This window comes from Streptomyces sp. WAC 06738 (assembly GCF_003945505.1).
Classification (GTDB): Bacteria; Actinomycetota; Actinomycetes; order Streptomycetales; family Streptomycetaceae; genus Streptomyces.
The window spans coordinates 4,088,819-4,113,210 of record NZ_CP029618.1; the positions used below are offsets into that span (position 1 = coordinate 4,088,819).

At 74.9% G+C, this 24,392-nt stretch carries 23 protein-coding genes; 12 read left to right on the forward strand and 11 right to left on the reverse strand.

Features of this window, described 5'->3' with window-relative positions:
• Positions 1 to 97: 97 nt before the first annotated feature.
• The gene (locus DMB38_RS17655) at positions 98 to 709 is read right to left on the reverse strand and encodes a CGNR zinc finger domain-containing protein (RefSeq protein WP_125935994.1); all 612 of its coding nucleotides are present in this window, start codon (positions 707 to 709) and stop codon (positions 98 to 100) included.
• 184 nt (positions 710 to 893) lie between these two features.
• Between DMB38_RS17655 and DMB38_RS17660 the strand changes: the two genes are divergently transcribed.
• Complete coding sequence (locus DMB38_RS17660) at positions 894 to 2,213, forward strand: MFS transporter (protein WP_125935995.1); 1,320 nt, start codon at positions 894 to 896, stop codon at positions 2,211 to 2,213.
• 166 nt (positions 2,214 to 2,379) lie between these two features.
• Positions 2,380 to 3,177, forward strand: coding sequence for an SAM-dependent methyltransferase (locus DMB38_RS17665; RefSeq protein ID WP_125935996.1), 798 nt, complete (start codon positions 2,380 to 2,382; stop codon positions 3,175 to 3,177).
• 112 nt (positions 3,178 to 3,289) lie between these two features.
• Here DMB38_RS17665 and DMB38_RS17670 read toward each other — a convergent pair whose 3' ends face one another.
• A complete protein-coding gene (locus DMB38_RS17670) occupies positions 3,290 to 4,516 on the reverse strand; it encodes a lipase family protein (protein ID WP_125935997.1) in 1,227 nt (408 codons plus the stop codon).
• Between the two features lie 453 nt (positions 4,517 to 4,969).
• Between DMB38_RS17670 and DMB38_RS17675 the strand changes: the two genes are divergently transcribed.
• Positions 4,970 to 5,836 carry a serine hydrolase gene (locus DMB38_RS17675; RefSeq protein ID WP_164716206.1) on the forward strand — a complete coding sequence of 289 codons (867 nt, stop codon included), beginning with the start codon at positions 4,970 to 4,972 and terminating at the stop codon, positions 5,834 to 5,836.
• Between the two features lie 87 nt (positions 5,837 to 5,923).
• On the opposite strand, the gene DMB38_RS17680 is transcribed toward DMB38_RS17675, so the two are convergent.
• Positions 5,924 to 7,312, reverse strand: a complete 1,389-nt coding sequence (locus DMB38_RS17680; protein WP_125935999.1) for an SGNH/GDSL hydrolase family protein — start codon at positions 7,310 to 7,312, stop codon at positions 5,924 to 5,926.
• Between the two features lie 325 nt (positions 7,313 to 7,637).
• Between DMB38_RS17680 and DMB38_RS17685 the strand changes: the two genes are divergently transcribed.
• The gene (locus tag DMB38_RS17685) at positions 7,638 to 8,558 is read left to right on the forward strand and encodes a glycoside hydrolase family 19 protein (protein ID WP_125939105.1); all 921 of its coding nucleotides are present in this window, start codon (positions 7,638 to 7,640) and stop codon (positions 8,556 to 8,558) included.
• Positions 8,559 to 8,630: 72 nt separating this feature from the next.
• Here the strand turns inward: DMB38_RS17685 and DMB38_RS17690 are convergent, their stop codons facing one another.
• The 4 genes from DMB38_RS17690 to DMB38_RS17705 all read right to left on the reverse strand — a co-directional run bounded on the left by DMB38_RS17690 (position 8,631) and on the right by DMB38_RS17705 (position 12,675).
• A complete protein-coding gene (locus DMB38_RS17690; RefSeq protein WP_125936000.1) occupies positions 8,631 to 9,296 on the reverse strand; it encodes a hypothetical protein in 666 nt (221 codons plus the stop codon).
• 86 nt (positions 9,297 to 9,382) lie between these two features.
• The gene (locus DMB38_RS17695) at positions 9,383 to 10,312 is read right to left on the reverse strand and encodes an aminoglycoside phosphotransferase (RefSeq protein WP_125936001.1); all 930 of its coding nucleotides are present in this window, start codon (positions 10,310 to 10,312) and stop codon (positions 9,383 to 9,385) included.
• Between the two features lie 94 nt (positions 10,313 to 10,406).
• Positions 10,407 to 10,994, reverse strand: coding sequence for a short chain dehydrogenase (locus DMB38_RS17700; protein WP_125936002.1), 588 nt, complete (start codon positions 10,992 to 10,994; stop codon positions 10,407 to 10,409).
• Between the two features lie 7 nt (positions 10,995 to 11,001).
• Positions 11,002 to 12,675, reverse strand: coding sequence for an FAD-binding protein (locus tag DMB38_RS17705; RefSeq protein ID WP_125936003.1), 1,674 nt, complete (start codon positions 12,673 to 12,675; stop codon positions 11,002 to 11,004).
• 186 nt (positions 12,676 to 12,861) lie between these two features.
• Between DMB38_RS17705 and DMB38_RS17710 the strand changes: the two genes are divergently transcribed.
• A complete protein-coding gene (locus DMB38_RS17710) occupies positions 12,862 to 13,500 on the forward strand; it encodes a hemerythrin domain-containing protein (RefSeq protein WP_125936004.1) in 639 nt (212 codons plus the stop codon).
• Positions 13,501 to 13,645: 145 nt separating this feature from the next.
• Positions 13,646 to 14,593 carry a hypothetical protein gene (locus DMB38_RS17715; RefSeq protein WP_125936005.1) on the forward strand — a complete coding sequence of 316 codons (948 nt, stop codon included), beginning with the start codon at positions 13,646 to 13,648 and terminating at the stop codon, positions 14,591 to 14,593.
• A 26-nt stretch (positions 14,594 to 14,619) separates the two neighbouring features.
• Here the strand turns inward: DMB38_RS17715 and DMB38_RS17720 are convergent, their stop codons facing one another.
• Positions 14,620 to 15,384: an SDR family NAD(P)-dependent oxidoreductase gene (locus DMB38_RS17720; RefSeq protein WP_125936006.1), complete on the reverse strand. Its 765-nt coding sequence runs from the start codon at positions 15,382 to 15,384 to the stop codon at positions 14,620 to 14,622.
• A 133-nt stretch (positions 15,385 to 15,517) separates the two neighbouring features.
• A complete protein-coding gene (locus DMB38_RS17725; RefSeq protein WP_125936007.1) occupies positions 15,518 to 16,057 on the reverse strand; it encodes a GNAT family N-acetyltransferase in 540 nt (179 codons plus the stop codon).
• Between the two features lie 69 nt (positions 16,058 to 16,126).
• On the opposite strand from DMB38_RS17725, the gene DMB38_RS17730 reads away from it, so the two are divergent.
• From DMB38_RS17730 to DMB38_RS17750, 5 genes are all read left to right on the forward strand, one after another.
• Positions 16,127 to 17,341: a helix-turn-helix transcriptional regulator gene (locus tag DMB38_RS17730; protein ID WP_125939106.1), complete on the forward strand. Its 1,215-nt coding sequence runs from the start codon at positions 16,127 to 16,129 to the stop codon at positions 17,339 to 17,341.
• Between the two features lie 79 nt (positions 17,342 to 17,420).
• Positions 17,421 to 17,858, forward strand: coding sequence for an ATP-binding protein (locus DMB38_RS17735; RefSeq protein ID WP_125936008.1), 438 nt, complete (start codon positions 17,421 to 17,423; stop codon positions 17,856 to 17,858).
• On the forward strand, positions 17,855 to 18,238 hold the full coding sequence (locus DMB38_RS17740) for a MazG-like family protein (protein ID WP_346429509.1): 384 nt from the start codon (positions 17,855 to 17,857) through the stop codon (positions 18,236 to 18,238). Before DMB38_RS17735 ends, DMB38_RS17740 begins: the two co-directional genes overlap by 4 nt.
• 366 nt (positions 18,239 to 18,604) lie before the next feature.
• On the forward strand, positions 18,605 to 21,595 hold the full coding sequence (locus DMB38_RS17745) for a LuxR family transcriptional regulator (protein WP_125936009.1): 2,991 nt from the start codon (positions 18,605 to 18,607) through the stop codon (positions 21,593 to 21,595).
• Between the two features lie 47 nt (positions 21,596 to 21,642).
• Positions 21,643 to 22,284, forward strand: a complete 642-nt coding sequence (locus DMB38_RS17750; RefSeq protein WP_125936010.1) for a hypothetical protein — start codon at positions 21,643 to 21,645, stop codon at positions 22,282 to 22,284.
• Positions 22,285 to 22,441: 157 nt separating this feature from the next.
• On the opposite strand, the gene DMB38_RS17755 is transcribed toward DMB38_RS17750, so the two are convergent.
• Entirely contained in the window at positions 22,442 to 22,792 is a 351-nt protein-coding gene (locus DMB38_RS17755; RefSeq protein WP_047016902.1) for a helix-turn-helix domain-containing protein, read from the reverse strand.
• A 58-nt stretch (positions 22,793 to 22,850) separates the two neighbouring features.
• On the opposite strand from DMB38_RS17755, the gene DMB38_RS17760 reads away from it, so the two are divergent.
• On the forward strand, positions 22,851 to 23,747 hold the full coding sequence (locus tag DMB38_RS17760) for an NAD(P)-binding domain-containing protein (protein WP_125936011.1): 897 nt from the start codon (positions 22,851 to 22,853) through the stop codon (positions 23,745 to 23,747).
• A gap of 51 nt (positions 23,748 to 23,798) precedes the next feature.
• On the opposite strand, the gene DMB38_RS17765 is transcribed toward DMB38_RS17760, so the two are convergent.
• Positions 23,799 to 24,308: a MarR family transcriptional regulator gene (locus DMB38_RS17765; RefSeq protein ID WP_125936012.1), complete on the reverse strand. Its 510-nt coding sequence runs from the start codon at positions 24,306 to 24,308 to the stop codon at positions 23,799 to 23,801.
• Positions 24,309 to 24,392 lie beyond the last annotated feature (84 nt).

Consider the following 24,392-nt stretch of genomic DNA (forward strand, 5'->3'; position numbering starts at 1 on the left):
GCGGTGGGTGGGGTGGAGCCTGGGCCTCACCTCACTGAAACAAGAGCGGAGGAAGCGCGCAAACGGGACGAAGGGGTGGAGGCGGCGGGCGAGGGGGTCAGGTGCCGGTCGGCTCCGGCTGCCCGGCCTGCCCGGCGCGGCCGGCCGTCTGCTCCGCACGCCGCCGGCGGCGGTGGGCGGCGACGCGCGTACGGGAGGCGCAGGCCGGGGAGCAGTAGCGGCGGGCGCTGCCGGGGCCGGTGCCGAGGTAGAGGACGGTGCAGTCGGGGGCGGCGCACTCGCCCCAGGCCGGCTGCCCGTACTCGGTGAGGATCTGCGCCAGCGCGAGGGCGCCGGAGGCGAGGAACCAGTCGGCCCAGCCGGCGTCGTCGCCGCGGTCCACGTGCAGGTGCCAGGGGTGGTCGCCGTGCCGGGAGAGCCGCGGGCGGGCGCCGCACTCCGCGAACACCTCGTTGAGCGCGGCGGCGGCGCGGTCGGGGTCGGGCTCGGTGAGCACGGCGGTCATGCGCCGGGCGGCACCGCGCAGCGCGTCGGCGTCGGCGTCGGAGAAGGCGCCGGGCGCGAGGTCGGCGGGCGTCTCGCCGTGGTCGGCGAGGATCCGGGCGAGGCCGGCGCGGGGGATACGGGGGTCGCGGCGGACGGCGTTGGCGATGTCGAGGAGCCGCTGCGCGGGCCGGAAGCCGTGGCCGGGGGGTGGGGGCGGGGGCATCGGTGCTCCTGGGCTCGGGCTGGGCGGGGTGGCGGGCCGACGGTAGTGTAACGTCTTGATCCGATAAGCCGTTACTAAGAGCGGTGCTCTGCGACGGACGGTGCTCCGTCTCGCGATCGCCGCTCGCGGGCGGGAGCAGTGCTCTCGAACGGCGGGGCCGGGCGGCCGGACAGGAGGCGGGGCGATGGGGCGGGTGCTGCGGGGGTATCTGGCCACGGCCACCTGCGCCCGGCTCGCCGACGACGGGATGGCCGTCTCCGTCACGCTGCTCGCGCTCCACCGGACCGGCAGCGCCGCGCAGGGCGCGGCGGTGCTCGCGGCGTGGATGGCGCCGCACGCCGTCGCCGCCCCGCTGACCGGGGCGCTCGCCGCGCGGGCGCGGGGTGCGGGTGCGGCGTTCCACGTCGCCGCGCTCGCCCTCTTCGCCGCCGCGATCGCGGGCGTCGCCCTCACGCTCGGCCGCGCCCCCGTGCCGGTGGTGCTCGCCGTGGCGGCGCTGGGCGGCTGCTGCGGACCGATGGTCACCGGCGGGCTGTCGAGCCTGCTCGCGGGCCTGGTCCCCGGCACTGGCGCCCGCGCCCGCGCGTACGCCCTGGACGCGGCCACGTACAACGCGGCGGGCATCGCCGCCCCCGCCGCGGTGACGGCGACGGCGGGCGTGTGGGGCGCGGGCCCGGCGATGGGGACCCTCGCCGTGTCGGCGGCGGGCGCCGCGGGCCTGGCCACGACCCTCCGGGCGCCGCGACCGGCCGGAGGGGCGGTGCCGAAGGCCGCACCGGACGCCGGCACGCGGACGGGCACGGCGCCGGACGCCGGGGAGACGGAGGGCGCGGGGGACGGCCCCCGCCCCACCGCCGACCGGAACCTCCGCTGCCGGGGCCTTTCCGCGCTCTGGCGCGAACTGCTCGGCGGGCTGCGGGTGCTCTGGGAGATACCCGCGCTCCGGGGGATCACCGCCGCCACCTCCCTCGCCTTCGTCGGCATCGGCGGGCTCGCGCCCGCCGCCGTGCTCCTCGCCGACGAGCGCGGCTACCCCGGCGGTGGCGGCGTGCTGCTCACCGTGCTGGCCGCCGGGGCGCTCGCCGGGGCGCTGGGTGCCGCGCGGCGCGGGGCGGGGGTCTCCGACGTGCGGCTCGCCGCCGTCTGCCTCGTCGGTACGGGGGCGGCCCTCCTCGGCGCCGCCGCCTCCGCCCCGTATCCGCTCTGCGTGGTGCTCTTCTGCCTCGCCGGGCTCTGCGACGGGCCGCTGCTCGCCGCCACCCTGCGGATCCGCGCCGACCACGCGCCGCCCGCCGTGCGCACCCAGGTCTTCACCCTCGGCGCCGGGCTCAAGACCACCGCCGCCTCCGCCGGAGCCGCGCTCACCGCCGCCGCGGCCTCCGCGCTCTCGCCGGCCCAGCTCCTCGCCGTTCTCGCCGCGTTCCAGCTCGCCGGCGGCGTGCTCCTGCGCGGAATCGACAGTTCCGTACGCCCGGGGCAACTCCCGGAACAATCGGGGTCCTGAGCGGGCGACTTCGCTCAACTTACGGTCACTGTCCGTAAGTTGGCCGGTAGGGTTCGTGGTCGAAGGGGCCCCTCCGGGGCCCGGTCGCGGGGCCCACGGCGTCTCCGCGGCGGCGCCCGGGGCGGACGTGCCCCGGTGCCGCCTGTCGGAGCAGAAGGAGTTGGCCGTGTCGCAGCCCTCGAAACCCCCGGTGATCGATTCCAGCGTGCCGTCGTCGCCGCGGATCTGGAACTTCTGGATGGGCGGCAAGGACAACTACCCGGTCGACAAGGCGGTCGGCGAGCAGGGCCTGGCGATCGATCCGGACATCGGCACGATGGCCAAGGCGTCGCGCGGCTTCCTGATCCGGGCGGTGGCCCACCTGGCGCGGGAGGCGGGCGTGCGGCAGTTCCTCGACGTCGGCACGGGGCTGCCGGCGTCCGAGAACACCCACGAGGTCGCCCAGCGGATCGCGCCGGAGTCGCGGGTGGTGTACGTCGACAACGACCCGTCGGTGCTGCGGCACGCGGAGGCGCTGCTCCAGCCGGTGAGCGCGGAGGGCACCGTCGCGTACGTCGACTGCGACTTCCACGACCCGGAGCGGATCGTCGAAGAGGCGCGGAAGACGCTGGACTTCGGCGAGCCGGTCGCCGTGATGTTCATGGGCGTCCTCGGCCACGCCCGCAGCTACGCCGACATGCGGCGCATCGTGCGGACGGTGACGGACGCGGTGCCGGCCGGCAGTTACCTGATCCTGTGGGACGGCACGGTCGACAGCAAGCCGTACGTGGCCCTCTGCGAGGAGTACGCCAAGGGCAGCCCGGATCCGTACTACCCGCGGACCCAGGCCGAGATCAGCGCGTGCTTCGAGGGCCTGGAGTTCGTCGAGCCGGGATTCGGCAAGATCGCCGACTGGCGGCCGGACCCGGCGGCGGAGAAGCGGCCGGAGGTGGCCGCGTACGGCGGCGTGGCGCGCAAGCCCTGACACCGGGCCCCGGCGCCGCCGCCCCCGTCGTGGGACGCCCACCCGGGGCGCCCCACGACGGCGGACCTGCCGCGGCCCCCGGGGGCCGCGGGGCCCGGGGCGCCTCGGGTGCTCAGCAGTCGTCCGGCGCCGGCTTGCCGGCCAGGCGGCCCTCCAGCCAGCCGTACGCCGCCGGGTACGACGCCACCGCGCCGCCCACGTGCGTCGGCGCGACGTTCGTCGAGAAGTCCACCGTCGCGCCCTTCGCGCACCACTCCGCGACCAGCTTCTTCCCGACCCCGTACGGGATCACGTCGTCCAGCATGCTGTGCGAGACGAAGACCGGAACCTCCGGCTTCCGTGCGCCGATCCGCTGCTCCGCCACCACCTCGCGCCACGGCGACGCGTCCATGTAGTCGGTGATCGGCCGCCCGTCTGCGGTGAGCGTCTTCGACTGCAGGAAGGGATAGCGCAGCACGGCCTCGGCCGTGCACGTCTCCGCCGCCTCGGCCATGACCTGCCGGCCGCGGTCGTTGAGGTACGGGCCGAGGTCGACCTCCGAGCCCTCGGCGAGTCCGGCGACGGCGAAGCCGAGGAACGCGGCGTACAGCGAGCCGTCGAGGTTGCGGCCGACCGCGGCCAGGTCCGCGGGGACCGCGCCCGCCGCGACGCCCCTGACGTCGAGGTCCGGGGCGTAGGAGCGGGCGAGTTCGGCGGCGGACGCGGCCGCGCCGCCGCCCTGGGAGTAGCCGTAGACGGCGACGGGCCCGTCGTCCGGGAGCCCGGCGGCGGGCAGGCGCTGCGCGGCGCGTACGGAGTCGAGGACGGCATGGCCCTGGACGGCGCGGTTCATGTACGTGTGCAGGCCGGGGGTGCCGAGACCTTCGTAGTCGGTCATGGCGACGCCGTAGCCGCGGGCGAGGAGGCCCTTGACGAACAGGCCCTCGTACTCGGTGCCGTTGGCGAGCTGGCGCGAGGGCGCGCACTGGTCACCGAGGCCCTGGGTGCCGGCGGCGTACCCGATGACGGGCCGCTCGCCGGGCCCTGACCAGGCGGACTTGGGGGTGATGACGGTACCGGTGACGGCGATGGGCGCGCCCTGGCCGTCGGTGGAGCGGTACATGACGCGCTGGACGTTCGCGTCGACCTTGAGGGTCTTCAGCGGGTCGAGGTAGTAGACGGACGGTTCGGCGCGGATGACGTCGCCGTCGGCCGCGGGGAGCGCGGCGGGCGGCTCGTAGAAGGGCGGCCGCTCGGCCGCCGAGGCGGCGGTGAGCGGGAGCGCGACGGTGGCGGCTACCGCCGCCGCGGTGGTGCCGGCGAGCGTGCCGAAGGCACGCCGGAGGGTACGGCCATGCATGCGGGCAACTCCTCGGTGGGCGACTCTGCCAACAGAAGTTACTGACTTGTCAGTAAGAAAGCGCGCCCTCCGCGTACATGTCAACCCTCTGCGCGCCCGCGAGGCGAATCCGCCCGTACGCCCCCGCCGCCGACCCCGGTGCGAAGAACGCGGCGGCGCCACGGGAGAATTCGTACGCCCCTTCCGGACGCACGGAAATCACGCCTATCGTCGTACATCCATCGGGCCCTCTCGTGAGTCAGGAGTAGAGCGGCGCAGCCGCCGCGCCCGCCGTGACGTTCACGCCGGCGCCGCGCGCAGCGTGCAAGCGCGCCGCTCACCGACATTCGGAGCATCGGAGCAACTGCCTTGACAACAACAGAACACAGCGTCCGCCCGCGCCGCACGGGTACCCGGTTCCGCAAGGCGACGGCCGGGGCCGTGGCCGCGGGCGCCCTGCTGGCCGTGGCGCCGATGGCGTCCCCGGCGAGCGCCGCCGAGGCCGCCGCCGCGCCCACGGTCTCCGCCAAGGGCGCGTTCCTGATGGACGGGTCGACGGGCGCGAAGGTCTTCGGCAAGGGGTCCGACACCAAGCGGCAGATCGCCAGCACCACGAAGATCATGACCGCGCGGGTGGTGTTCAGCCAGCCGGACCTGAACCTCGACAAGAAGGTCACCATCAAGCAGGCGTACCGCGACTACGTCGTCAACAGGGGCGCCAGCACCGCCGATCTGAAGGCCGGTGACAAGGTCTCCGTCGGCACCCTGCTGTACGCGATGATGCTCCCGTCCGGCTGCGACGCCGCGTACGCGCTGGCCGACACCTACGGCTCGGGCAGCACGACCTCGGCGCGGGTGAAGTCGTTCATCAAGAAGATGAACGCCAAGGCCGACTTCCTCGGGATGACGAACACCCACTTCGACTCGTTCGACGGCGTCTCCTCCACCGGGGACAACTACTCGACGCCGCGCGACATGGCGAAGCTGGCGAAGAGCGCGTACGGCTACTCCAGCAAGTTCCGCGAGATCATCTCCAAGACGAAGGCCGTGCGCTACGGCACCGCCACCAACGGCAACCGCCGCACCTACACCTGGTACAACACCAACCAGCTCCTCGGCTCGTACAGCGGCGCCAACGGCATGAAGACCGGCACCACCACGCCGGCTGGGCCCTGCCTCGTCTTCACCGCCAAGCGCGACGGCAAGACGTACATCGGCGTGGTCCTCAACGCCAGCGACCGCTACAAGGACGCGGCCAAGCTCCTGGACTACGGCTTCGGCACGCGCACCGCGAGCACGATGCAGCTCCGCCAGCTCCCCGAGGGCGCGCAGCGGGACTGATTCCGCGGGCCCGTACGGAACGAGGGCCGGCCGGCGGTGACGCCGGCCGGCCCTCGTGCTGCTCAGGGGGCGCTCGCAGGGTGCGGCTCAGGTGAAGAGGTCCAGCGGGACGGCCGCCGCCATCGCCGCCATCCCCGCGTCGTTCGGGTGCAGTCCGTCGCCGCTGTCGTACGCCGGGAGCAGGCGGCGCGGCTGGGCCGGGTCGCGGGTGGCCGCGTCGAAGTCGACGGTGCCGTCGTATTCGCCCGCGGTGCGGATCCAGTCGTTCACCGTCTGCCGGACCTCTTCCCGCTCCGGGGTGTAGAAGCCGAGGTCGTCGCCCTCCACCGGCAGCACCGTCGCGCCGTGGATGCGCAGCCCGCGGGCGTGCGCCTGGCGGATGAGGCTGCGGTGGCCGTTGATGAGGTCGGCGGCGGTGACCTCCTCGTCGCGGGGGGCGTCGCGGCCCGGGTGGCCGAGGTCGTTGATGCCGAGGAGCACGACGACGTGCCGGGCGGCCGGCTGGTCGAGTACGTCGTGGGCGAAGCGGCGGATGCCCGCCTCGCCGAAGTACGGGGCGTACCTCTCGGCGTTGGAGCCGGGGGGCGGGTTGGGGTCGCGGAGGAGGCGGTTGCCGCCGATGCCGGCGTTGAGGACGCCGGTGCCGGTGCGGCCGGCCTCGTCGCGGAGGCGGCGGGCGAGGACGTCGGGCCAGCGGCGGTTGGCGCCGACGGTGGTGGCGGAGCCGTCGGTGATGGAGTCGCCGAAGGCGACGATCGCCTGGCGGGAGCCGGTGCCGGCACCCGCGTCCGTGTCCGGGGCGGCCCCGGCGACGGCGACGCCGGCGAGGAAGTACCAGCTCGTGACGGTGCGCTGGGCGTCGACGGCCGGCTTGGCGGCGACGTTCCCCGCGGCGACGTGGTTCCGCTGGAAGGCCGACCTGTGCACGGTGTCGGCCGGCGTCGGCTGCGGCAGGTAGACGCTGACGGCGAGGTCCGCGGCGGTCGGCACGTCCAGCGACACCGGGTCGCTCCACTGCCGGGTGCCGGGCGCCAGCGTCACCGGCGTACGGCCGCCGAAGCGCACCGCGCGGTCGGTGCCGGGGACGACGGCGGTGCCGTCGCCGGGGACCGAGAGGCCGACGCGGACCTCGCCGACGACGAGGGGTTCCGTGCCGTACCTGTTGGTGAGGCGGATACGGAGCGCGCGCCCGCCGGTGCTGGTGTGGACGACCTGGCGCAGGGTCTGGTCGGCGAAGGCGGTGGCGTCGGCGGCGGGCACCGTCGTCTCGGCGCAGGCCCAGGTGCCGGTCCAGGCCCGGCTCTGCTCGCCGTCGGCCGCGCCGTCGGCGGCCGCGGCGGTGGAGGCGGTGAGCGCCTGCCACGTACCGGCGAGGACGGGGGTGGCGGCGACGGCCACGGCCGCGCGGCCGAGGCTGCGTCTGCTGGGACCGCGCGCGGGTACGGGACCGGCTGGCGGGGTGGCTTCTTGGGGCACGTGCGTACCTCCCGGCTCGGCGGTCGGGGTCCGGCCGGGGAACCCGCCGCCGAACGGCGGTCGGTCCGGCTGTCCGACCGGCTGAGAAACCAAACGGACAGAAAGTACGGCTGCTCAGAGCGGTGGTCAACGGTGCCTGGCGGGCCGGAACTTGCCGCCCGCCGCCGCCATAGAAAGCCCTTGCTGGTGAGGGGCCGTAGACCGGTGTGCTGATCCTCGGGGTATTTGTTGGTCTAGACCTTGACAGGTCCAGACCAATGGGCTTTGCTCCACCATGCCACGTACACCCCCACTGACAGGATGTGATGACGTGTCAGCCACACACGTGCACGTACACCTGCGCCGCAGACTCGGCAGACGGATCCGGGGCCTCGTCGCCGCCTTCGCCGCGGTGGCCTTCATCGCCGTGCTCGTCCCCCTCGCCACCGCCACCACCGCCAGCGCCGCCGCCTGCGCGGCCGCGTGGAACAGCGGCGCCGTCTACACCCAGGGCAACGTCGTCTCCCACAACGGCCACAACTGGCAGGCCAAGTGGTGGACCCAGGGCGAGACCCCCGGCACCACCGGTCAGTGGGGCGTCTGGGCCGACCAGGGCACCTGCGGGGGCAGCGACCCCGGTCCCGGCCCCGGGGGCTTCGTGACGGAGGCCCAGTTCAACCAGATGTTCCCGAACCGGAACCCCTTCTACACGTACGCGGGCCTCACCACCGCCATGCGGTCCTACCCCGCCTTCGCCAACACCGGCGACAACACCACCAAGGCCCGCGAAGCCGCCGCCTTCCTCGCCAACGTCAGCCACGAGACCGGCGGCCTCGTGCACATCGTCGAGCAGAACCAGGCCAACTACCCCCACTACTGCGACGCGACCCAGCCCTACGGCTGTCCCGCGGGCCAGGCCGCGTACTACGGCCGCGGGCCCATCCAGCTCAGCTGGAACTTCAACTACAAGGCTGCGGGCGACGCGCTCGGCCTCGACCTGCTCACCAACCCCTGGCGGGTGGAGCGGGAACCGGCCGTGGCCTGGCAGACCGGCCTCTGGTACTGGATGACGCAGAGCGGCCCCGGCACCATGTCCGGGCACACGGCGATGACCACCGGCGCCGGCTTCGGTGAGTCGATCCGCTCGATCAACGGGGCCCTGGAGTGCAACGGGGGCAACCCCGCGCAGGTCCAGAGCCGCATCAACAACTACCAGCGCTTCACCCAGATCCTCGGCGTCACCCCGGGCGACCGCCTGAGCTGCTGACCGGCACCCCCGTCCCGCAAGACGGCGGGCCCGCCCCCGGGCGGGCCCGCCGTTCGTGCGCCGTTCCCCCTGTCACTCGCTCGGCACCGGGAAGACGAAGCGGAACTTGCCGTGCCCCGGGCCCTCGAAGCCGGGGTTCTCCCAGGTCAGCGTCGTGTCACAGGTCGCGTCGTCCACCCGCACCGCGGTCAGCAGTACCGCGTCCGGCGGCTCCGGCCGCAGCGGTACGTCGCCGAGCCCGCGCCGCTCGCCTTCGCCCAACGTCCCCGACGCCAAAGGCGCGTCGGCGCGGGAGATGCCGGCGGACGCCTCGTCGGCCGGGTCGCCCGCGCTGATGCGCCAGCGGACGCGCGCCGCCTCGCAGCCGTGGCCGACGCTCACGTCGCCGGCGAGCTTCCCGGCGTCGGAGCCGCCGTCGGCCTCCAGGACGGTGCTCACACCCGCTCCGGGCGCCAGGTCCCAGACCTGGTACAGGCCCGTCCCGTCCACGTTCAGCGTCGGGCGGTCGCCGTTCCTGTACGTCAGCGGATAGTCCGTCAGCGATCTCCACATGAGGAACGCGAACAGACCCGAGACCACGAGGACGGCCACCCCGGCGGCGACGTTCCACCCGCCGTCCGTGTACGCGACGTACGCGAAGACGAAGGCGAGGACGAGCACCGCGGGGATCCAGCCCTCCACGTACACGACGTCCGACGCCGCCATCGCGGCCGTCCCGGTGGCGCGCATCATGGTCATCAACCGCCCGTCGCCCTGCGGTCCCCCCGCTCCGCGTCACGGAGGCGGGGAGCTTTCTCCGCAGTATCCCGGTCACGGCCGGGGACTCATCCCGCAAGTTCCTCGTGCAGGTCGGCCAGCGCCGTGTGGTCGTCCGCCGTGCCCGTGTGCGGAGCGGTGAACCAGCGGGCGTACTCGTCGAGTTCGGAGAGCCGCCAGTCCAGGGCGAACAGCTCCAGCATGGCCGGGTCCGGGTCGAGCGCGTCCCGCAGGGCGGGCGGCACGTCGGCCAAGTCGCGCTCGCGCGGGGCCAGGGCGAGCGACTCCCAGTCGACGAAGCGCAGGCCCGCGGGGGTGAGGAGCTGGTTGGCGTGGTGCGGTTCGCCGTGGGTGGGGACCCAGGAGGCGCGGCGGGCGCGGGCGGCGCCGGCGAGGTGCAGGTAGCGGTCGGTCCAGCGGGCGATGGCGTCGCCGTGGGCGGCGAGGGCGGTGCGGGCCTCCTCGGCGAGCGGCCCCGACGTCCAGGGTTCCGCGGTACGGGCCCGCAGGCCGGCCGCGAAGCCGGGGCCGACCCGCGGCGCCCAGACGGGCAGCGCGGGCGGCAGGACGGCGGTGGCGTGCAGGGCACGCAGGGCGCGTACGACCTCCGCCGCGTGCGCCGGCCCGGCCGCTTCCGCCTCCGTCGGCGTACGGCCCTCGACCCACGGCGTGACGCTCAGCGCCCCGTCCCCGTACGGCACCGTGAACGCCCCGGCGCCCGCCCCCGACCGCGTCCGCAGCGGCGCGCACACCGACTCCAGCCCGCCCGCCGCCAGCGCCGCCGCCCCCGCGTACGCCGCCTCCAGCGACGCCGCCGAGTGCCGCGGCGCCAGCGCGTCCAGCGTCGCGAAGAGCACCGTGCCGCCGCCCGCCACCCGCCAGTGGTACGCCCCGAAGCCCCACGGCAGGTGCGCCACTTCGTCCGCCTCCGGCAGCCAGTACCGGGCCACCGCCCGCAGCACGTCCCGGTCGGTCACGGAAGCGGGCGGCGTCAGCATGGAAACGATCGTACGAGCGCCGGGAGCCGGAGCCGGGCGCCGTGCGTGCCCGGCCCCGGCCCCGGCTCCCGGGCCGCCGCCCGGCCGCCCCCTGTCACGGCCGGATGGTCAGCCCCTGCGCGGTGCCCGCCACCACCTCCGCGTACGCGCGCGCCACCTCCGCGGCGGGCGTGCCGCCGGCCGGGTCCATGCCCAGGCCCGCCAGCGTCTCCGCGACCCACCCCGGGCTGACGAGGTTGATCCGCAGGCCGCGCGGCATCTCGGCGGCCGCGTTGCGGACGAAGCCCTCCAGGCCGGAGTTGACCAGGGCTCCCAGCGACCCGCCGGCCAGCGGCGCGGCGAACGTGCCGCCGGTCAGCGTGACGGAGCCGCCGTCCGGGAGCCGGTGCATGGCCCGCCGGGCGAGGGCGACCTGGCCGAGGAGCTTGCCCCGTAGCCCCGCGGCGAACTCGTCGTCGGTCACCGCACCCAGGTCCACCAGCGGGCCGCCGGCCGCACAGCAGACCAGCGCGTCGAGGTCCGGCACGGCGTCGAAGAGCCCGTCCAGCGTGGCGGGATCCTCCAGATCCACCCGCACGGGACCGCTGCGCGACGCCTTCACGACGTCGTGGGAAGCCTCCTCCAGCACGCGGACGACAGCACTGCCGACCGTTCCGGTCGCACCGATCACAAGTACCTTCATGCGCCGATCATGTCAGCGGCCGTACGGACAGCCCGTGGTGGAAGACGTTCCGCGGGTCCCAGCGCTCCTTGGCGCGCTGGAGCCGCGCGTAGCCGTCCGCGCCGAAGTAGAGCGTGTGCCAGGGCGTGCCCGAGGTGTTGTGAGCGGGGTCAGCGAGGTCGTTGTCCGGGTAGTTGATGAACGTCCCGCTGTCGTCCGGGCCCGCCGGTACGCCGCCCGACCGCGCGTACAGCTTGCCGTACAGCTCGCGCAGCCACCGCAGTTGCCGCTCGTCCTCGTCCTCGCCCGTCCAGCCGGTGAGGAAGCCGGCGAGGAAGACGGAGTCGCGGTGCGGCATCGCGGTCGCGCCGGGGGAGACGGCGTTGACCTGCCCGCCGTAGGTGTTGAGGAAGACGCTGCCGAAGGGGTTGTCGTAGGCGGGGTCGGTGAGGCTTTCGTAGAGGGTGGTGAGCTGGGCGGCGGAGAAGCCGCGGCGGCGGTAGCCCGACTTGATCTTCATGCGGGCGGCGAAGGGGACGGAGTCGGCGCCGCTGTGCGCGAGCGTCGCGGAGAGCCACGGCAGCGTCTCGGCCTCCCGCGCGGGCGGCGGTACGCCCCGGCCGCCGGTGAGCGTGCCCTGGAGGTCGTCCAGCAGCCGGCGCGCTTCGGTGTCGCCTGCGGCGACCTGGCCGGCGATGCCGAGGGTGCCGCCCGGCGAGGTGGTCATGGCGAACTCGCCGTAGAGCGCGGCGGCGGGGGAGCCGGGGGCGGAGTTGCGCTCGCCCCAGCGGGCGTAGTTGCGCATGAGGGTGACGAAGGCGTCCTCGTCCAGGTCGGCCCAGCGCCAGGTGAGGGAGTACGTGAGGACGGTCGCGGGCGGCCGCGGCAGCAGGTCACCGGGCTCAGCGCCCGGGGCCGCGTCCGGGGAGCGGAACCAGTAGCGGGTGACGACGCCGAAGCTGCCGCCCCCGCCCCCGGTGTGCGCCCACCACAGGTCCCGGTGCGGGTCCGACGGCTCCCGGGTGGCGACGACGCTCCGCGCCCGGCCCGACCGGTCGGCCACGACGACCTCGACGGCGTACAGGTGGTCCACCGTCAGCCCGTACAGCCGGCAGAGCGCGCCGTACCCGCCGCCCGCGACGTGCCCCCCGGCGCCCACGCCGGTGCAGGTGCCGCCGGGAACGGTGACGCCCCAGCCGAGGAAGAGCCGCCGGTACGCCTCGGCGAGGGTGGCGCCGGCCTCGACGGCGAAGGCGTGGCGCGCGGGGTCGTAGCCGACGGCGCGCATGCCGCTCATGTCGATGATCACGTCGGTGCCGGGGTGGTCGACGAAGTCCTCGAAGCAGTGCCCGCCGCTGCGCACGGCGACGCGGCCCCCGGTCCGTAAGGCGTCGGAGACGGCGCGCACGACGTCGGCGGTGGTGCCGACGAGGCGGATCCGGGAGGGGTGGGAGGCGTGGCGGTGGTTGTAGCCGCGGAGCCGGAGGGAGGCGTAGCGGGGGTCGTCGGGGCGTACGGTCACGGGGCCGAAGGCGCTGCCGGCGGCTGCGGTGCCGGTGGTGCCGGCGGCGCCTTCGGCGGCGGCTTGCGGTGCGGCTTGCGGTGCGGCGTGCGCCCGGGGTGCGGCGTACGCGGCGGCCGGTGCGGCCACGGCCGCGGCGGCGCCTGCGCGCAGCAGGCCGCGGCGGGTGGATGCGGACATACGGGTGCTCTCCTTGCGCCGGGTCGGGGGGCTTTTCGACGCTAAGGACCCGCCACCCGGGGGGACATGGGCCTAGCACCCCGCCCCGCGGTGCAGCCAGCACCCCTTTTCCGGCCGACCTCTCCGCGCCGCCTCACATTCCGCGGGGCTGTCCTGTCAGTAGGGGTGAGCAAGGGAGAACTGAGAATGAGCGACGACACCATCGACTTCACGCTGATGTACGCGATGCACCACGCGCTCCGCCGCGACCTGGAGCACATCGCGAAGGCGACCGTACGCACCGACGACGAACCGCGGCGCATCCTCGCCGCCGCGGCCGGCTGGGAACTCTTCAAGAAGGTCCTGCACATCCACCACACGGCCGAGGACGAGGCCCTGTGGCCCCCGCTCCGCGAAGCCCTGGAGAACCGTCCCGACGACCTTGCCGTCGTCGACGCCATGGAGGACGAGCACGCGCGGATCGACCCCCTCCTCGACGCGGTCGACGCCGCCCTGGCGGACCGCGAGACGGGCCCGGAGCGGCTGGCGGGGCTGGCGGACGAACTGGCCGTGAAGCTCGACGCGCACCTCACGCACGAGGAGGACGTCACCCTCCCGTTGATCGAACGGACGCTGACCCCGGCGCAGTTGCTGCACTTCGGCGGCGTGCACGCGGCCAAGGGCGGCGCCGACGGGCCGGTGCTGACGGCGTGGATGCTGGAGGGCGCGGACGACGAGACCCTGGCGGCGACGCTGGCGATCCTGCCGGAGCCGGTGCGCGCGGCGTACCGCGACGAGTGGCGGCCGGCGTACGTGGCGCGCGACTGGTGGGGCACGCGCGGCTGACGGCGGTCCCCGTGGCGGGCGTACGGGCCGGAATTGCTCATTCCAGCCCGTACGCCCGGCTTTCCGGCATTTTCTCCTCCGCGGTCACATCGGCCCTGTCTCGACTGTCATCAGGAAAGAGGTGTCGCCGAGAGGACTCGACAGGATGGACGAACACGACTGGCTGGCCGAACGTTTCGAGACCGACCGCCCGGGCCTGCGCCCGCTGGCGTACCGGCTGCTCGGCCCCGCCGAGGAGGCGGGCCGGGAGGAGTGGACGAGGCTGGGCCGCGGCGTGCCCGGTGCCGCCGGTGTGGCGGGCGCGGCGGGTGCGCCGGGCGTGGCGGGCGTGGCGGCGGACGGCCTCGACGGCCGCATGCGCACGACCGTCGCGCAGGTCACGCTGCACATGCTCCGGTCGGGGCCCGTCGTGGAGATGCCCGAAGTGAGCGGACCGCCGGCGGACCTCCCCCGGTCCGTACGCGTGACCCTGCTGGTCGTGTGCGAGACGCTGCTGCCGCCCGAGCGGCTGGCGTACGTGCTCCAGGACATGTTCGCGGCGCCGTTCGAGGAGATCGCCGCGCTGGCGGCGCTGGCGAACCGCGAACTGGCGGGCAGCGCCCGCCGTCCCGGCACGGCGGCGGGATACGGCGGGACCGGCAACGACAGGGGCCCGTTCGGCTCCGGGACGGACGCCGGGGCGACGACCGGCGCGGACATCGCGGGCGCGTTCCTCGCGGCGTCCCGCGGGGGCGACTTCCGGGCCATGCTGACGGCCCTGGACCCCAACCACCCCGACCGCCGCCCCGCGGCGGAGACCCCGCCCGCCTCCCCCGGCCCCGCGGGCGAGGCCGCCCCGCACCCCGCCCCGGCGGAACACCGCGGCGGCGACGCCGTCATCGGCACCACGGAGGTCCGCGGCACGGAGTCCGTCACCCGCGTCTGCACGGTACGCACCTGGACCCCGATCCCCGCCCTCATCGACGGCGCCGCGGGCCTGGTCTGGGTCCAGAACGGCCACCCCCGGGTGGCCTTCCGGTTCACGGTCGAGGACGGCGAGGTCACGGCCACCGAGCTGGAGACGGACCTCTCGGCGCTCAGCATCGTCTACTGACGCCCGCGGGCCGGCGGTGCCCGGGGCTACCAGGGAAGCGGCCCGTCCTCGCTGAAGAACCCGCCGGTGGGGCCGTCGTCGCCGAGGGTCGCCAGGCGCACGACGACGGCGGCGCCCTGGGCCGGGGTGAGGAAGCCGCTGTGCCCGTTGATGTCCGTGTCGACGTACCCGGGGGCGGCGGAGTTGACGAGGATGTTCTCCGTGCGCAGCTCGTTCGCGTACTGCAGCGTCAGCGCGTTCAGCGCCGTCTTGGACGGCGAGTACGCCGCGGACGGCAGCTCCGACAGCGGCCCGCCGACGGTGGCGGTCATCGCGAGCGAGGCGGCGTGGCTGGAGAGGTTGACGATCCGCGCGGCCGTGGACCGCCGCAGCAGCGGGAGCACCGCGTTGGTCACGGTGATCACCCCGAAGACGTTGGTGTCGAACACCGCGCGGACCCGCTCCACGTCGACGGCGCTGGGCACCCGGTCGAGGGCGTCCTCGGGCGCCGCCTGCCCGGACCCGCTGATGCCGGCGTTGTTGACGAGCACGTCGAGCCGCCCGAACCGCGCCTCGATCCAGCGGGCGGCAGCCCGTACGGAGTCCGGATCGGTCACGTCCAGCACCACGGCCTCCGCGTCCCCCGCCCCACCGCGAATCGCCGCCGCGGCCTCCTCTCCGCGCCGCGCATCCCGCGCCCCGACGACGACGGCAACCCCCTGGGCGGCCAGCAACTCGGCGACGGCCCGCCCGATCCCCTTGTTCCCCCCGGTGACCAGAGCCACCTTCCCCTGCCCCGCACGCTCCGCCACGACCGGACTCCTTTCCCGCACCGAGCCACGCGGATGCGACCCGGTTTCCATGAAGAGTCCGCCGGCCCCCGATGCGTGACACTCCACCCCTGTGGCGTACGCCACCCCGCCCGGGGGCGGGCACGGCGCCGTATCAGCGCACTCGCGCGCGGACCATCACGGCGAGGAGCGGCGATGCCGCGGAGGGCTGGCTCCGGCCGATGTCGTCGTACCCCCACGACTCGTAGAGGGCATGCACCTTTCCGTCGCCCGCCGCCGCGTTCACCATGAGGGTGACGTACGGCTCGCTCCGGGTGGCCAGCAGCGCGTCGTGGATGCGCCGGGCGGTGCCGGTGCCGCGCCAGGGGGTCCGTACGCCGATCTCCTTGAGCGCGGTGGCCGGGCGGGCGGTGTAGGCGTCCGCGGGTTCCGGGTCGGTGCGCTGCCAGTAGCGGTCGCCCCGTTCGATGGTGTTGCAGTAGGCGTACCCGACGGGCTGCCCCTCGGCGTAGGCGAGTACGGCGGTGAACCCGGGCTCGGCCCCGTGCCGGTCCAGACGCTCGCCGAAGGCGGTGACGGCGTAGTTCGGCAGGTGGAGGAGCGGGGCACGGACGGCGGCGTAGACGTCGAGCAGGTCACTGCGGACGGCTGGCAGGGTGGTGGCGACGCGAAGCTCGATCGGGTGTGCCGTCATGCGTGGTTCCTCCAGGTGTCGGACGTGAGCGGTAGCGTAGGGAGGGGAATCCGCATCGCGGAGGTGTCCATGGGGTACGGCGAGTCCATCGGTGACCGGGTCGGGCGGCTGCGGGTGCGGCGGGAGTTGACGCAGGAGGGGCTCGCGGAGCGCGCGGGCGTCTCGGTCGACACCGTACGGAAGCTGGAGCAGAACCGGCGCCATTCCGCCCGGCTCTCCACGCTCAACAGGCTGGCGCGCGCGCTCGACGTCGAGACCTCCGCGCTCATCGGCCAGCCCACCACCTTCGAAGCGCACGCCGAAGGCGACGCCCCCTCGGTCCTCGCCCTACGGCAGGCCGTGGCCCCCGTGTCGGACCTGCTCGGCGAGGAGCCGCAGCCCGAGGACCCGCCGACGGTGAGCGCGCTGCGGGCCGCGCTGCGCGCCACGGAACGCATCCGGCGGGACGGCCACATCGGCGAGATCGGCGCGCTGCTCCCGCAGTTGATCCGCGACGCCCGCGCCGCGGTCGACGTGCAGCAGGGCACCGCCCGTTCGGCGGCCTGCGCGGTGCTCGCCGAGGCGTACCAGGTCGCGGCGACCACGCTGGCCGCGCTCGGCAAGGAGGACGCCGCGTTCACCGCGATGGAGCGCGCGACGGACGCGGCCCGGCGCTCGGACGACCCGTACCTGGAGGCAATCGGCGCCTCGACGCTCGCGTGGATCCTCACCCGGCAGGGCCGGCTGGAGGACGCGGAACACGTCGCGCTGGCCCAGGCCGACGCGATCGACCCGGGCTTCCGGTCGCGGCCCGTCGAACTGTCGCTGTGGGGGATCCTGCTGCTCCGCGCGGCGACGGCCTGCGCGCGGCAGGGCGAGTCCCGGTACGACCGGGTGGAGGACCTGCTGCGCCTGGCCTCGGCTGCCGCCGCCCGCATCGGCGAGGACCGGCTCGACTACGCCACCCCCTTCGGCCCGGCGAACGCGGGCGTGGCGAAGGTCAACTTCCTGGTGGAGATGGACAAGAGCCACGAGGCCGTCACCGCCGCACGCACGATCCCGGGCGTACGCGCCCTGCCCCCCACCTGGCGCGCCCGCTTCCACGTCGACCGCGCGCTCGCCCACGCGAACCTCGCCCAGGACGCCCGCGCGACCGACGCCCTGCTGGCCGCGGAACGGGACGCCCCGGAGTGGATGCGCTACCACGGCACGACCCGCCAGTTGGTCACCGACCTCCGCACCCGCGAACCCCGCCGCACGGCCCCTATCACCGAACTGGCCGCCCGTCTGCGCGTGGACGGGTAGGACACCGCGTCCCACTCCCGCCTGGGAATGGCACAGAGCGTCCCTGTCCGGTCACGTAGCGCGCCCCTAGGTTCTGCCCATGCACGAAACACACGTGACGAGGGTGACCGAGCCGACCGCCCGTGATCTGCCCGCCTACGGCGTGACCCTGCCGCGTACCGAGGCGTCGGTGGCCAGGGCGCGCCGGCTTGTCTCCGCCTCGCTGCGGGCGTGGGCGCTGGAAGCCGGGGCCGAGGACGCGTGTCTCGTCGTGAGCGAGCTGGTGACCAACGCGGTGCGGCACGCGCGGCTTGAGGTCGTGCACGTCAGGGTCTCCCGGATCGGGCCGCGGCGCGTGCGGGTGGCCGTCGTCGACCGGTCGCGGGCCATGCCGCGGGTCGTCGAGGCGGGCGGGGAAGACGAGTCGGGGCGGGGGCTGGCCGCGGTGGCCGGGTTCTCTGCCGCCTGGGGGGCCGAGCCGATGCCGTGGGGTAAGCGGGTGTGGGCGGACGTCGACGTCTTCGGAGGCGGCTCGTGAAGGACGTTGGCGGGTCGATCTCCCTGCCGCCGCCCGCGGATCTGCCGGACCCCACACCGAGGACTGTCATGGACGAGACCTGGACCACGATCGAGCGGCTGTGCGCGTGGCTGGACGACGAGAGTCCCGTGCAGGGGCGGACCGGGCGGTTGCTGCGGATTCTGGAGGTCGGGGAGGCGTACGGGGAGGTGGCCGCATCCGTGCACGGGCTGATGGGGGCCGATCCGCGGAAGGGTAAGACCCACACCATCGACGACGTCTGCGCGGCGCTGTGCGAGGTGATCGTGACGAGCATGGTCGCCCTCGCCTCGATCTCCGGCGACGCCTCCGAGGTCTTCGCCGCGCGGCTGCGGGAAGGCGCCCGGCGGTTCCCCGGATGAGAAGAGTGGCACGGCACCCCGGGGGAAGGTGCCGCGCCACTCGGTCCTGGGCCCGGTCAGGGCGACCGGGGTGGGGAGTGGGTGGCGTGGGGCCCCGGCGGTGGGCTCACGCCACCCACTGTCTCGTGGGCGAAGGGGTTCGCGCCGGCGCCGGGCGAGCGCGCCGGATGCTCCATGACGTCCCCCCTCGGTCGCGTGCGAACCCGCTGTCTTCCTCTAGGACGGGCGCGGGGCCCGCGATGTGACATCCCGGGCCGGTCTTGCTCGGGGTGTGCGCTGACGCTTACCTTCACGCTGTTGCCGCCGCGACGCGCCGCGCACACCCCCGCCCCGCGCGTCGCTGGACCCCACCGGCCGGAGGCGCTCATGACCGTGACCGTTCCGCGCCCCGCGGAAGCGCCCGTGCTCGTCGGCCGGGCGCGGGAGTTGGGCGCGCTCGTGGATGCCGTCACGCGGGCGCCGTCCGTGGCGATGGTCGAGGGCGAGGCCGGGATCGGGAAGACGCGGCTGATCCGGGAGGCGTTACGGGATCCCGCCGTGCGGGGGCGGCGGGTGCTGCTCGGGGGGTGCCGGCCGCTGCGGGAGCCGTTTCCGTACGGGCCGGTCTTCGATCTGCTGCGGCATCTCGCCGGCGGCCTGCCCACCGCGCTGAGCCCCGTGTGCGGTGCCCTGCGCGCGTATCTGCCCGAGCTGGCCGACCGGCTGCCGCCCGCGCCCGAGTTGCTCAGCGACTTACGGGCCCGGCGGCACCGGCTCTTCCGTGCCGTACGGGCCCTGCTGGACGCCGCGGGCGAGACCGTGATGGTGGTCGAGGATCTGCACTGGACCGACGACGGCACCCGCGACCTGCTGCGCTTCCTCGTCGACGATCCGCCCGACGGGCTGTCCGCCGTGCTCAGTTACCGCCGCGAGGACCTGCCCGGCAGCGGGCTCCCGCTGGGCCGCGCGTACCGGCAGCCGCCCGGTACCACCGCCGTCGTCATCCCCCTGCGGCCCCTCGACGTCCACGGCGTACGCGGCATGTTCACCGCCCTGACCGGGGCGGCGGAGTCGTCCGACGCCTTCACCGCCGAGCTGCACCGCCGCACCGCCGGCATCCCCTTCGTCGTCGAGGAGGTCGTACGGGCCCTGCCTGCTGCCGAACACGGCGCCCCGCACGGCGGCCCCGAACACGGCGCCCCACACGCCGCCTTCGCCCGCATGCCCGTCCCCACCCGCCTCCAGGAAGCCGTCGCCGACCGGATGAGCGTGCTCTCCCCCGCCGCCGCCGACGCGGTACGGGCCGCCTCCGTCCTCCGCGTGCCCGCCGGGGAGGCGCTCATCGCCGCCGTCGTCCGCGGCACCCCCGGGCAGCCCGCCGCGCCCGCCGACTCCGCCGCCGTACGCGAGGCGCTCCGCGCCGGCGTGCTGCACGAGTGGGGCGAGGACCGCTACGGCTTCCGCCACGCCCTCGCCCAGCAGGCCGTCTACGCAGGTCTCCTCGGCCCCGACCGGCGCCGCCTCCACCGGCAGGCGATGCGCGCCCTGGCCGCCGAGGACCCGCAGCCCCTCATCCAGCTCGCGTACCACGCGCACCACGGCGGCGAGCCGGCCCGGTGGCAGCGCTACGCCGAGGCCGCCGCCGCTTCCGCGCGCGAGATGGGCGATCTGGCGCTCGCCGTGGGGGTGCTGGAGGAACTGCTGTCGGACGGGCGGCTGGGCCGCCCCGAGCGCGCCCGTATCGCCGTCGACCTCAGCCGCGACGCCGTCGTCGGGCTCACCCACCACCGGGCCACCGCGCTGCTCCACGACATCGTCCGCGACCGCCACATCCCCGAGGGCGTACGCGGCGAGATCCGCCTCAACCTCGGCCTGCTCCTCTACAACCAGGCGGGACGCTACGAGGAGGGCCGCGTCAGCACCGAGGTCGCCGTGGCGGAGCTGCACGCCCGGCCCGCGCTCGCCGCCCGCGGCATGGCGGCGCTGGCGATGCCGAGTTGGGGCGACCACCCGCGGCAGGTCTACGAGGCGTGGATCGCGCGGGCGGAGGCGCTGGTGGCGCACGAGTCCGACCCCGCGGTCCGTACCGCCGTACGCGGCAACCACCTGGCCCTGCGCATGAGCCTCGGCGACCCCGCCGTCCGGGCCGAGGCCGACGGCCTCGTCGCGGGTCCGGGACCCGGCACCCACCGGCGCCAGGTCGCCCGCGCCTGCGGCAACTTCGCCGACGCCGCCACCTGCCTCGGCCACTACCAGGCGGCGCAGCGCTACCGCGGCGAGGGGCGGCGGCTGGCTGCGGAGTGCGGGGCGGCGTTCCTCGAAGGCATCGTGGAGGGCACGGCGCTGCGCCTGGAGTGGTACGCGGGCCGCTGGCGCGGGCTCGCGGAGCGCTGCCGGCACACCCTCGACACGGTGCAGGGCGTCTCCAGCATCGCCGCCGACGCGCACCTCGTGCTGGGGCTGCTGGCGTCGGCGCTGGGGGAGTGGGACGAGGCGGCGGCGGAGCTGGCGGCGGCCGGGCTCGCCGACCCGCGCAACGCGCCCGCGCCGGTGCTCGCCACCGCCGCCGGCGCCATGACCCGGCTGCTCGCCGCCCGCGGCGACCCGGAGCGGGCGCGCGCGGAGGCGGAGCGGGGGCTCGCGCGGATCCGGCGCAAGGACATCTGGCCGTGGGCGGGCGACCTGGCGCCGCCGGCGGTCACGGCGCTCGTACGGGCCGGGGAGCTGCGGGCGGCGGAGGAGGTCACGGCGGAGCTGGCGGCGGGCATCGCGGGCCGGGACGCGCCGCTGGCGGCGGCGGCGCTGCGGGCGTGCCGGGGGATCGTGGCGGCGGGACGGCGGCGGCCGGAGGAGGCGGCGGGGCTCTTCACGGCGGCGCAACGGGCGTACGCGGCCCTGCCGCAGCCGTACTCGGCGGCCCGCGCGGGCGAGGCGGCGGCCCGCTGCCGCCTCCCGGCGGCCACCGGCCCCGAACCGGCCCGCGAACTCGCCGCGTTCGCCCAGCAGTTCACCGACCTCGGCGCCATCCGTGACGCCGCCCGCTGCCGCCGCGTGCTCCGCGGCCACAACGTCCCCCTCCCCTCCCGCCGGGGCCGCCGCGGCTACGGCGACCAGCTCTCCCCGCGCGAGCGCGAAGTGGCCCGGCTCGTGGCGCTCGGCCACACCAACCGGGAGATCGCCGACGTGCTGTTCCTCTCCCCGCGCACCGTCGAGCAGCACGTGGCGAAGCTGCTGCGGAAGCTGCACGTCGGCTCGCGGTCGGAGGTGGCGGAGGCCGCGGGGCGAGCGGAGGCTCCGGGCGGCGCGGGCAATGAATACGTACCGCCTACGTACCCTTTCCCGGATTGTTCTGCGGCCGCGGACATGCGATCTCTGTGAACGGGCGGCGCGCCGCCCCGGATCCCCCACCAGCAGAGGAGAGCGCCATGCGGAGCAAGGTACTCCTGAGATCGGTACTCGTGGCCGTGGCCGCGCTGGCCGCGGCGGTCGTCGGCCCCGGCGCGCAGGCGGCGCCCGCGCCCGAGGCCCGCGGCGCCGCGGTCGTCGAGGCGTCCGCGCACGACCACGCCGGCCACGCGGCACAGGGCAAGCCCGGCGAGGGCCACGGCATCACCGCGAAGGAGTTCGAGGCGCTGGCGGCCGAGGGCCCGCAGGGCCGCGACTTCGGAGCCAACGCCTGGCCGGTGCCCACCGACCGCAGCTACTACCTCACCTCGTCCTGCAACGCCTACGCCGGCGCCATCGCGCAGGGCGCCGCGGCCTGGGCCAACCTGGACCGCACGTCCGGCAGCGGCACCCCGGTCGAGTGCCGCAACAGCTACATCACCGACTGCGGTGGCGGCGGCAACATCGTCGGCTGCAACTGGGGCGCGGGCCAGCGCATCGCGCTCTTCATGGGCGGCGTGAACGACGACGCGCTGCTGGCGGCGCACGAGTTCGGCCACGACTGGTACGGCCACTCCACGTACCAGTGCGCCGGCTGGTCCAGCCCGGCGCACGTGATGGCGCCGTCGATATGCAACTTCGGCGGCAACGGCGCCAAGAGCGGCCCCGTCCGCATCGACTGACCCGCCGCGCGCGGCCCGCGGGGGTGTCCGGACGGCGGACGCCCCCGCGGTGTCGTGCGGTGGCGGGTGCCCCGTACGGCCGTACCCACCTTTTTGTGGGTACTTGGCACGCCGCCGCCGGGGCGCGACGCTGGAGGCAGACGCGAAACGGAGGTGATCAGGGAGCCGCCGCGGCTCCGGTGAGGTTGTCCAGGCGGCGGTGGCCCCAGTCGGAGAGCGGGGCCAGCGCCACGGAGAGGTCGCGGCCGAAGTCGGTGAGGGAGTAGACCGTCTTCAGCGGCAGCCCCTCGTGCACCTCGCGGTGCACCAGACCGTCGCCCTCCATCTCGCGCAGCGCCTGCGTCAGCACCTTCTCGGTGAGACCGGGCAGCCGGCGGACCAGTTCGCCGGGGCGGTGGGGGCGGGTCTCCAGCAGCCAGAGCAGGGTCGTCTTCCACTTGCCGTCGATCACGGCGATCGCGGCGGTCACTCCGCAGACGTTCGTGTTCTGAGCGAGCTTGCGCGTCATGGCACCCCCATGGTCACCACGTGTCCCTTTTCCCTGTCGTCACTTATGGAGGTTAGTCATGTCCGCAGAGTCTGCCGTCACGGTCCTCGGGCTGGGCCCGATGGGACGGGCCCTGGCCGGCGCGTTCGTCGCCGCCGGGGTACGCACGACGGTCTGGAACAGGACGCCGGGCCGGGACACCGAGCTGGTCGGGCGGGGCGCGCGGCGCGCGGCGTCGGCCGCGGAGGCGGTGGCGGCGAGCGACCTGACCGTGGTGTGCGTCGTGGACTACGACGCCTCCGACGCGGTGCTGCGGCGCGAGGACGTCGCCGCGGCACTGAAGGGGCGTACGGTCGCGAACCTCAGCGCCGACACCCCCGAGCGGGCCCGCGACGCGGCGGCCTGGGCCGCGGACCAGGGCATCCGCTACCTCGACGGGGCGATCATGACGCCGACGTCCACGATCGGCACACCGCACGGGGTGTTCATCTACAGCGGCCCGAAGGACCTCTACGGCGAGCACCAGCCGGTGCTCGCCGCGCTCGGCGGCGCCCACACGCACCTCGGCGAGGACTTCGGCCGGGCCGCGGCGTACGACGTGGCGCTGCTGGACATCTTCTGGACCACGATGGCGGGCTGCGCGCACGCGCTGGCCGTCGCGCGGGCGGAGGGGGTCGGCCCGGCCGAGCTGGCGCCGTTCGCGAAGGGCATCGGCGCGATCCTGCCGGAGGCCATCGAGGGGATGGCCGCGGGGGTGGCGGCGGAGGACTACTCCGGGGAGGCCAACCCGATCACGTCGTCCGCGTCGTCGATGAAGCACATCATCGCGACCTCCGAGAGCCACGGCATCGACGCCGGGGTGATGCGGGCGGCGGCGGGGCAGGCGCAGCGGGTCATCGGGCTCGGGTACGGGACGGACGGGTTCGTCCGCATGACGGAGCTGGTCGCGGGCCGGCTGCACCGGGTGGCGGGCTGACGCCGGGGGCGGCTCCCGGAGCCGCCGCCCGCGGGGGCCGCCCCCGGCTGTTCAGCCCAGGCCGTCGGGGACGATGCGGAGTTTCTCCGCGATGCGGGTGAGGGCCTTCTGGTCGGCCGCGTTGAGCGAGTCGAGGACGACGCGGCGTACGGAGCGCAGGTGCGTGGGCGCCGCCTGCCGCACGATGCCGAAGCCGGCGTCGGTGAGTTCCGCGAGGGTGTAGCGGCCGTCGGCCGGGTCGGGTGATCGTACGATCCAGCCGCGCTGCTCACAGCGTTTGACGACGTTGGACAGGCGGGAGAGCGACCCGCTGGCGAGGAAGGCCAGCTCTCCCATCCGCAGCTTGCGCCGCGGGGCCTCGGAGAGATGGCTGAGCACGAGGTACTCGAACAGGGTCAGGCCGTGTTCCTGCCGCAGCGGCGGCTCCAGCTTGCCGGGCAGCAGCAGGACGAGCGAGATCAGCCCCGTCCACGCCGCCTTCTCCTGCTCGTCGAGCCATCGCAGCTCCGCGTCGTCCCCGTCCTCGCCCGTGTTCCTCGTGGGCCCTTCCGTGCTGCTCATGGACCTTCCCGTCTCTCCGGCGCGCCGGCTATCACTTTGCGCTTGAAGTCATCGCTTGCTAGTATCACTTTACGCGTGAACTCA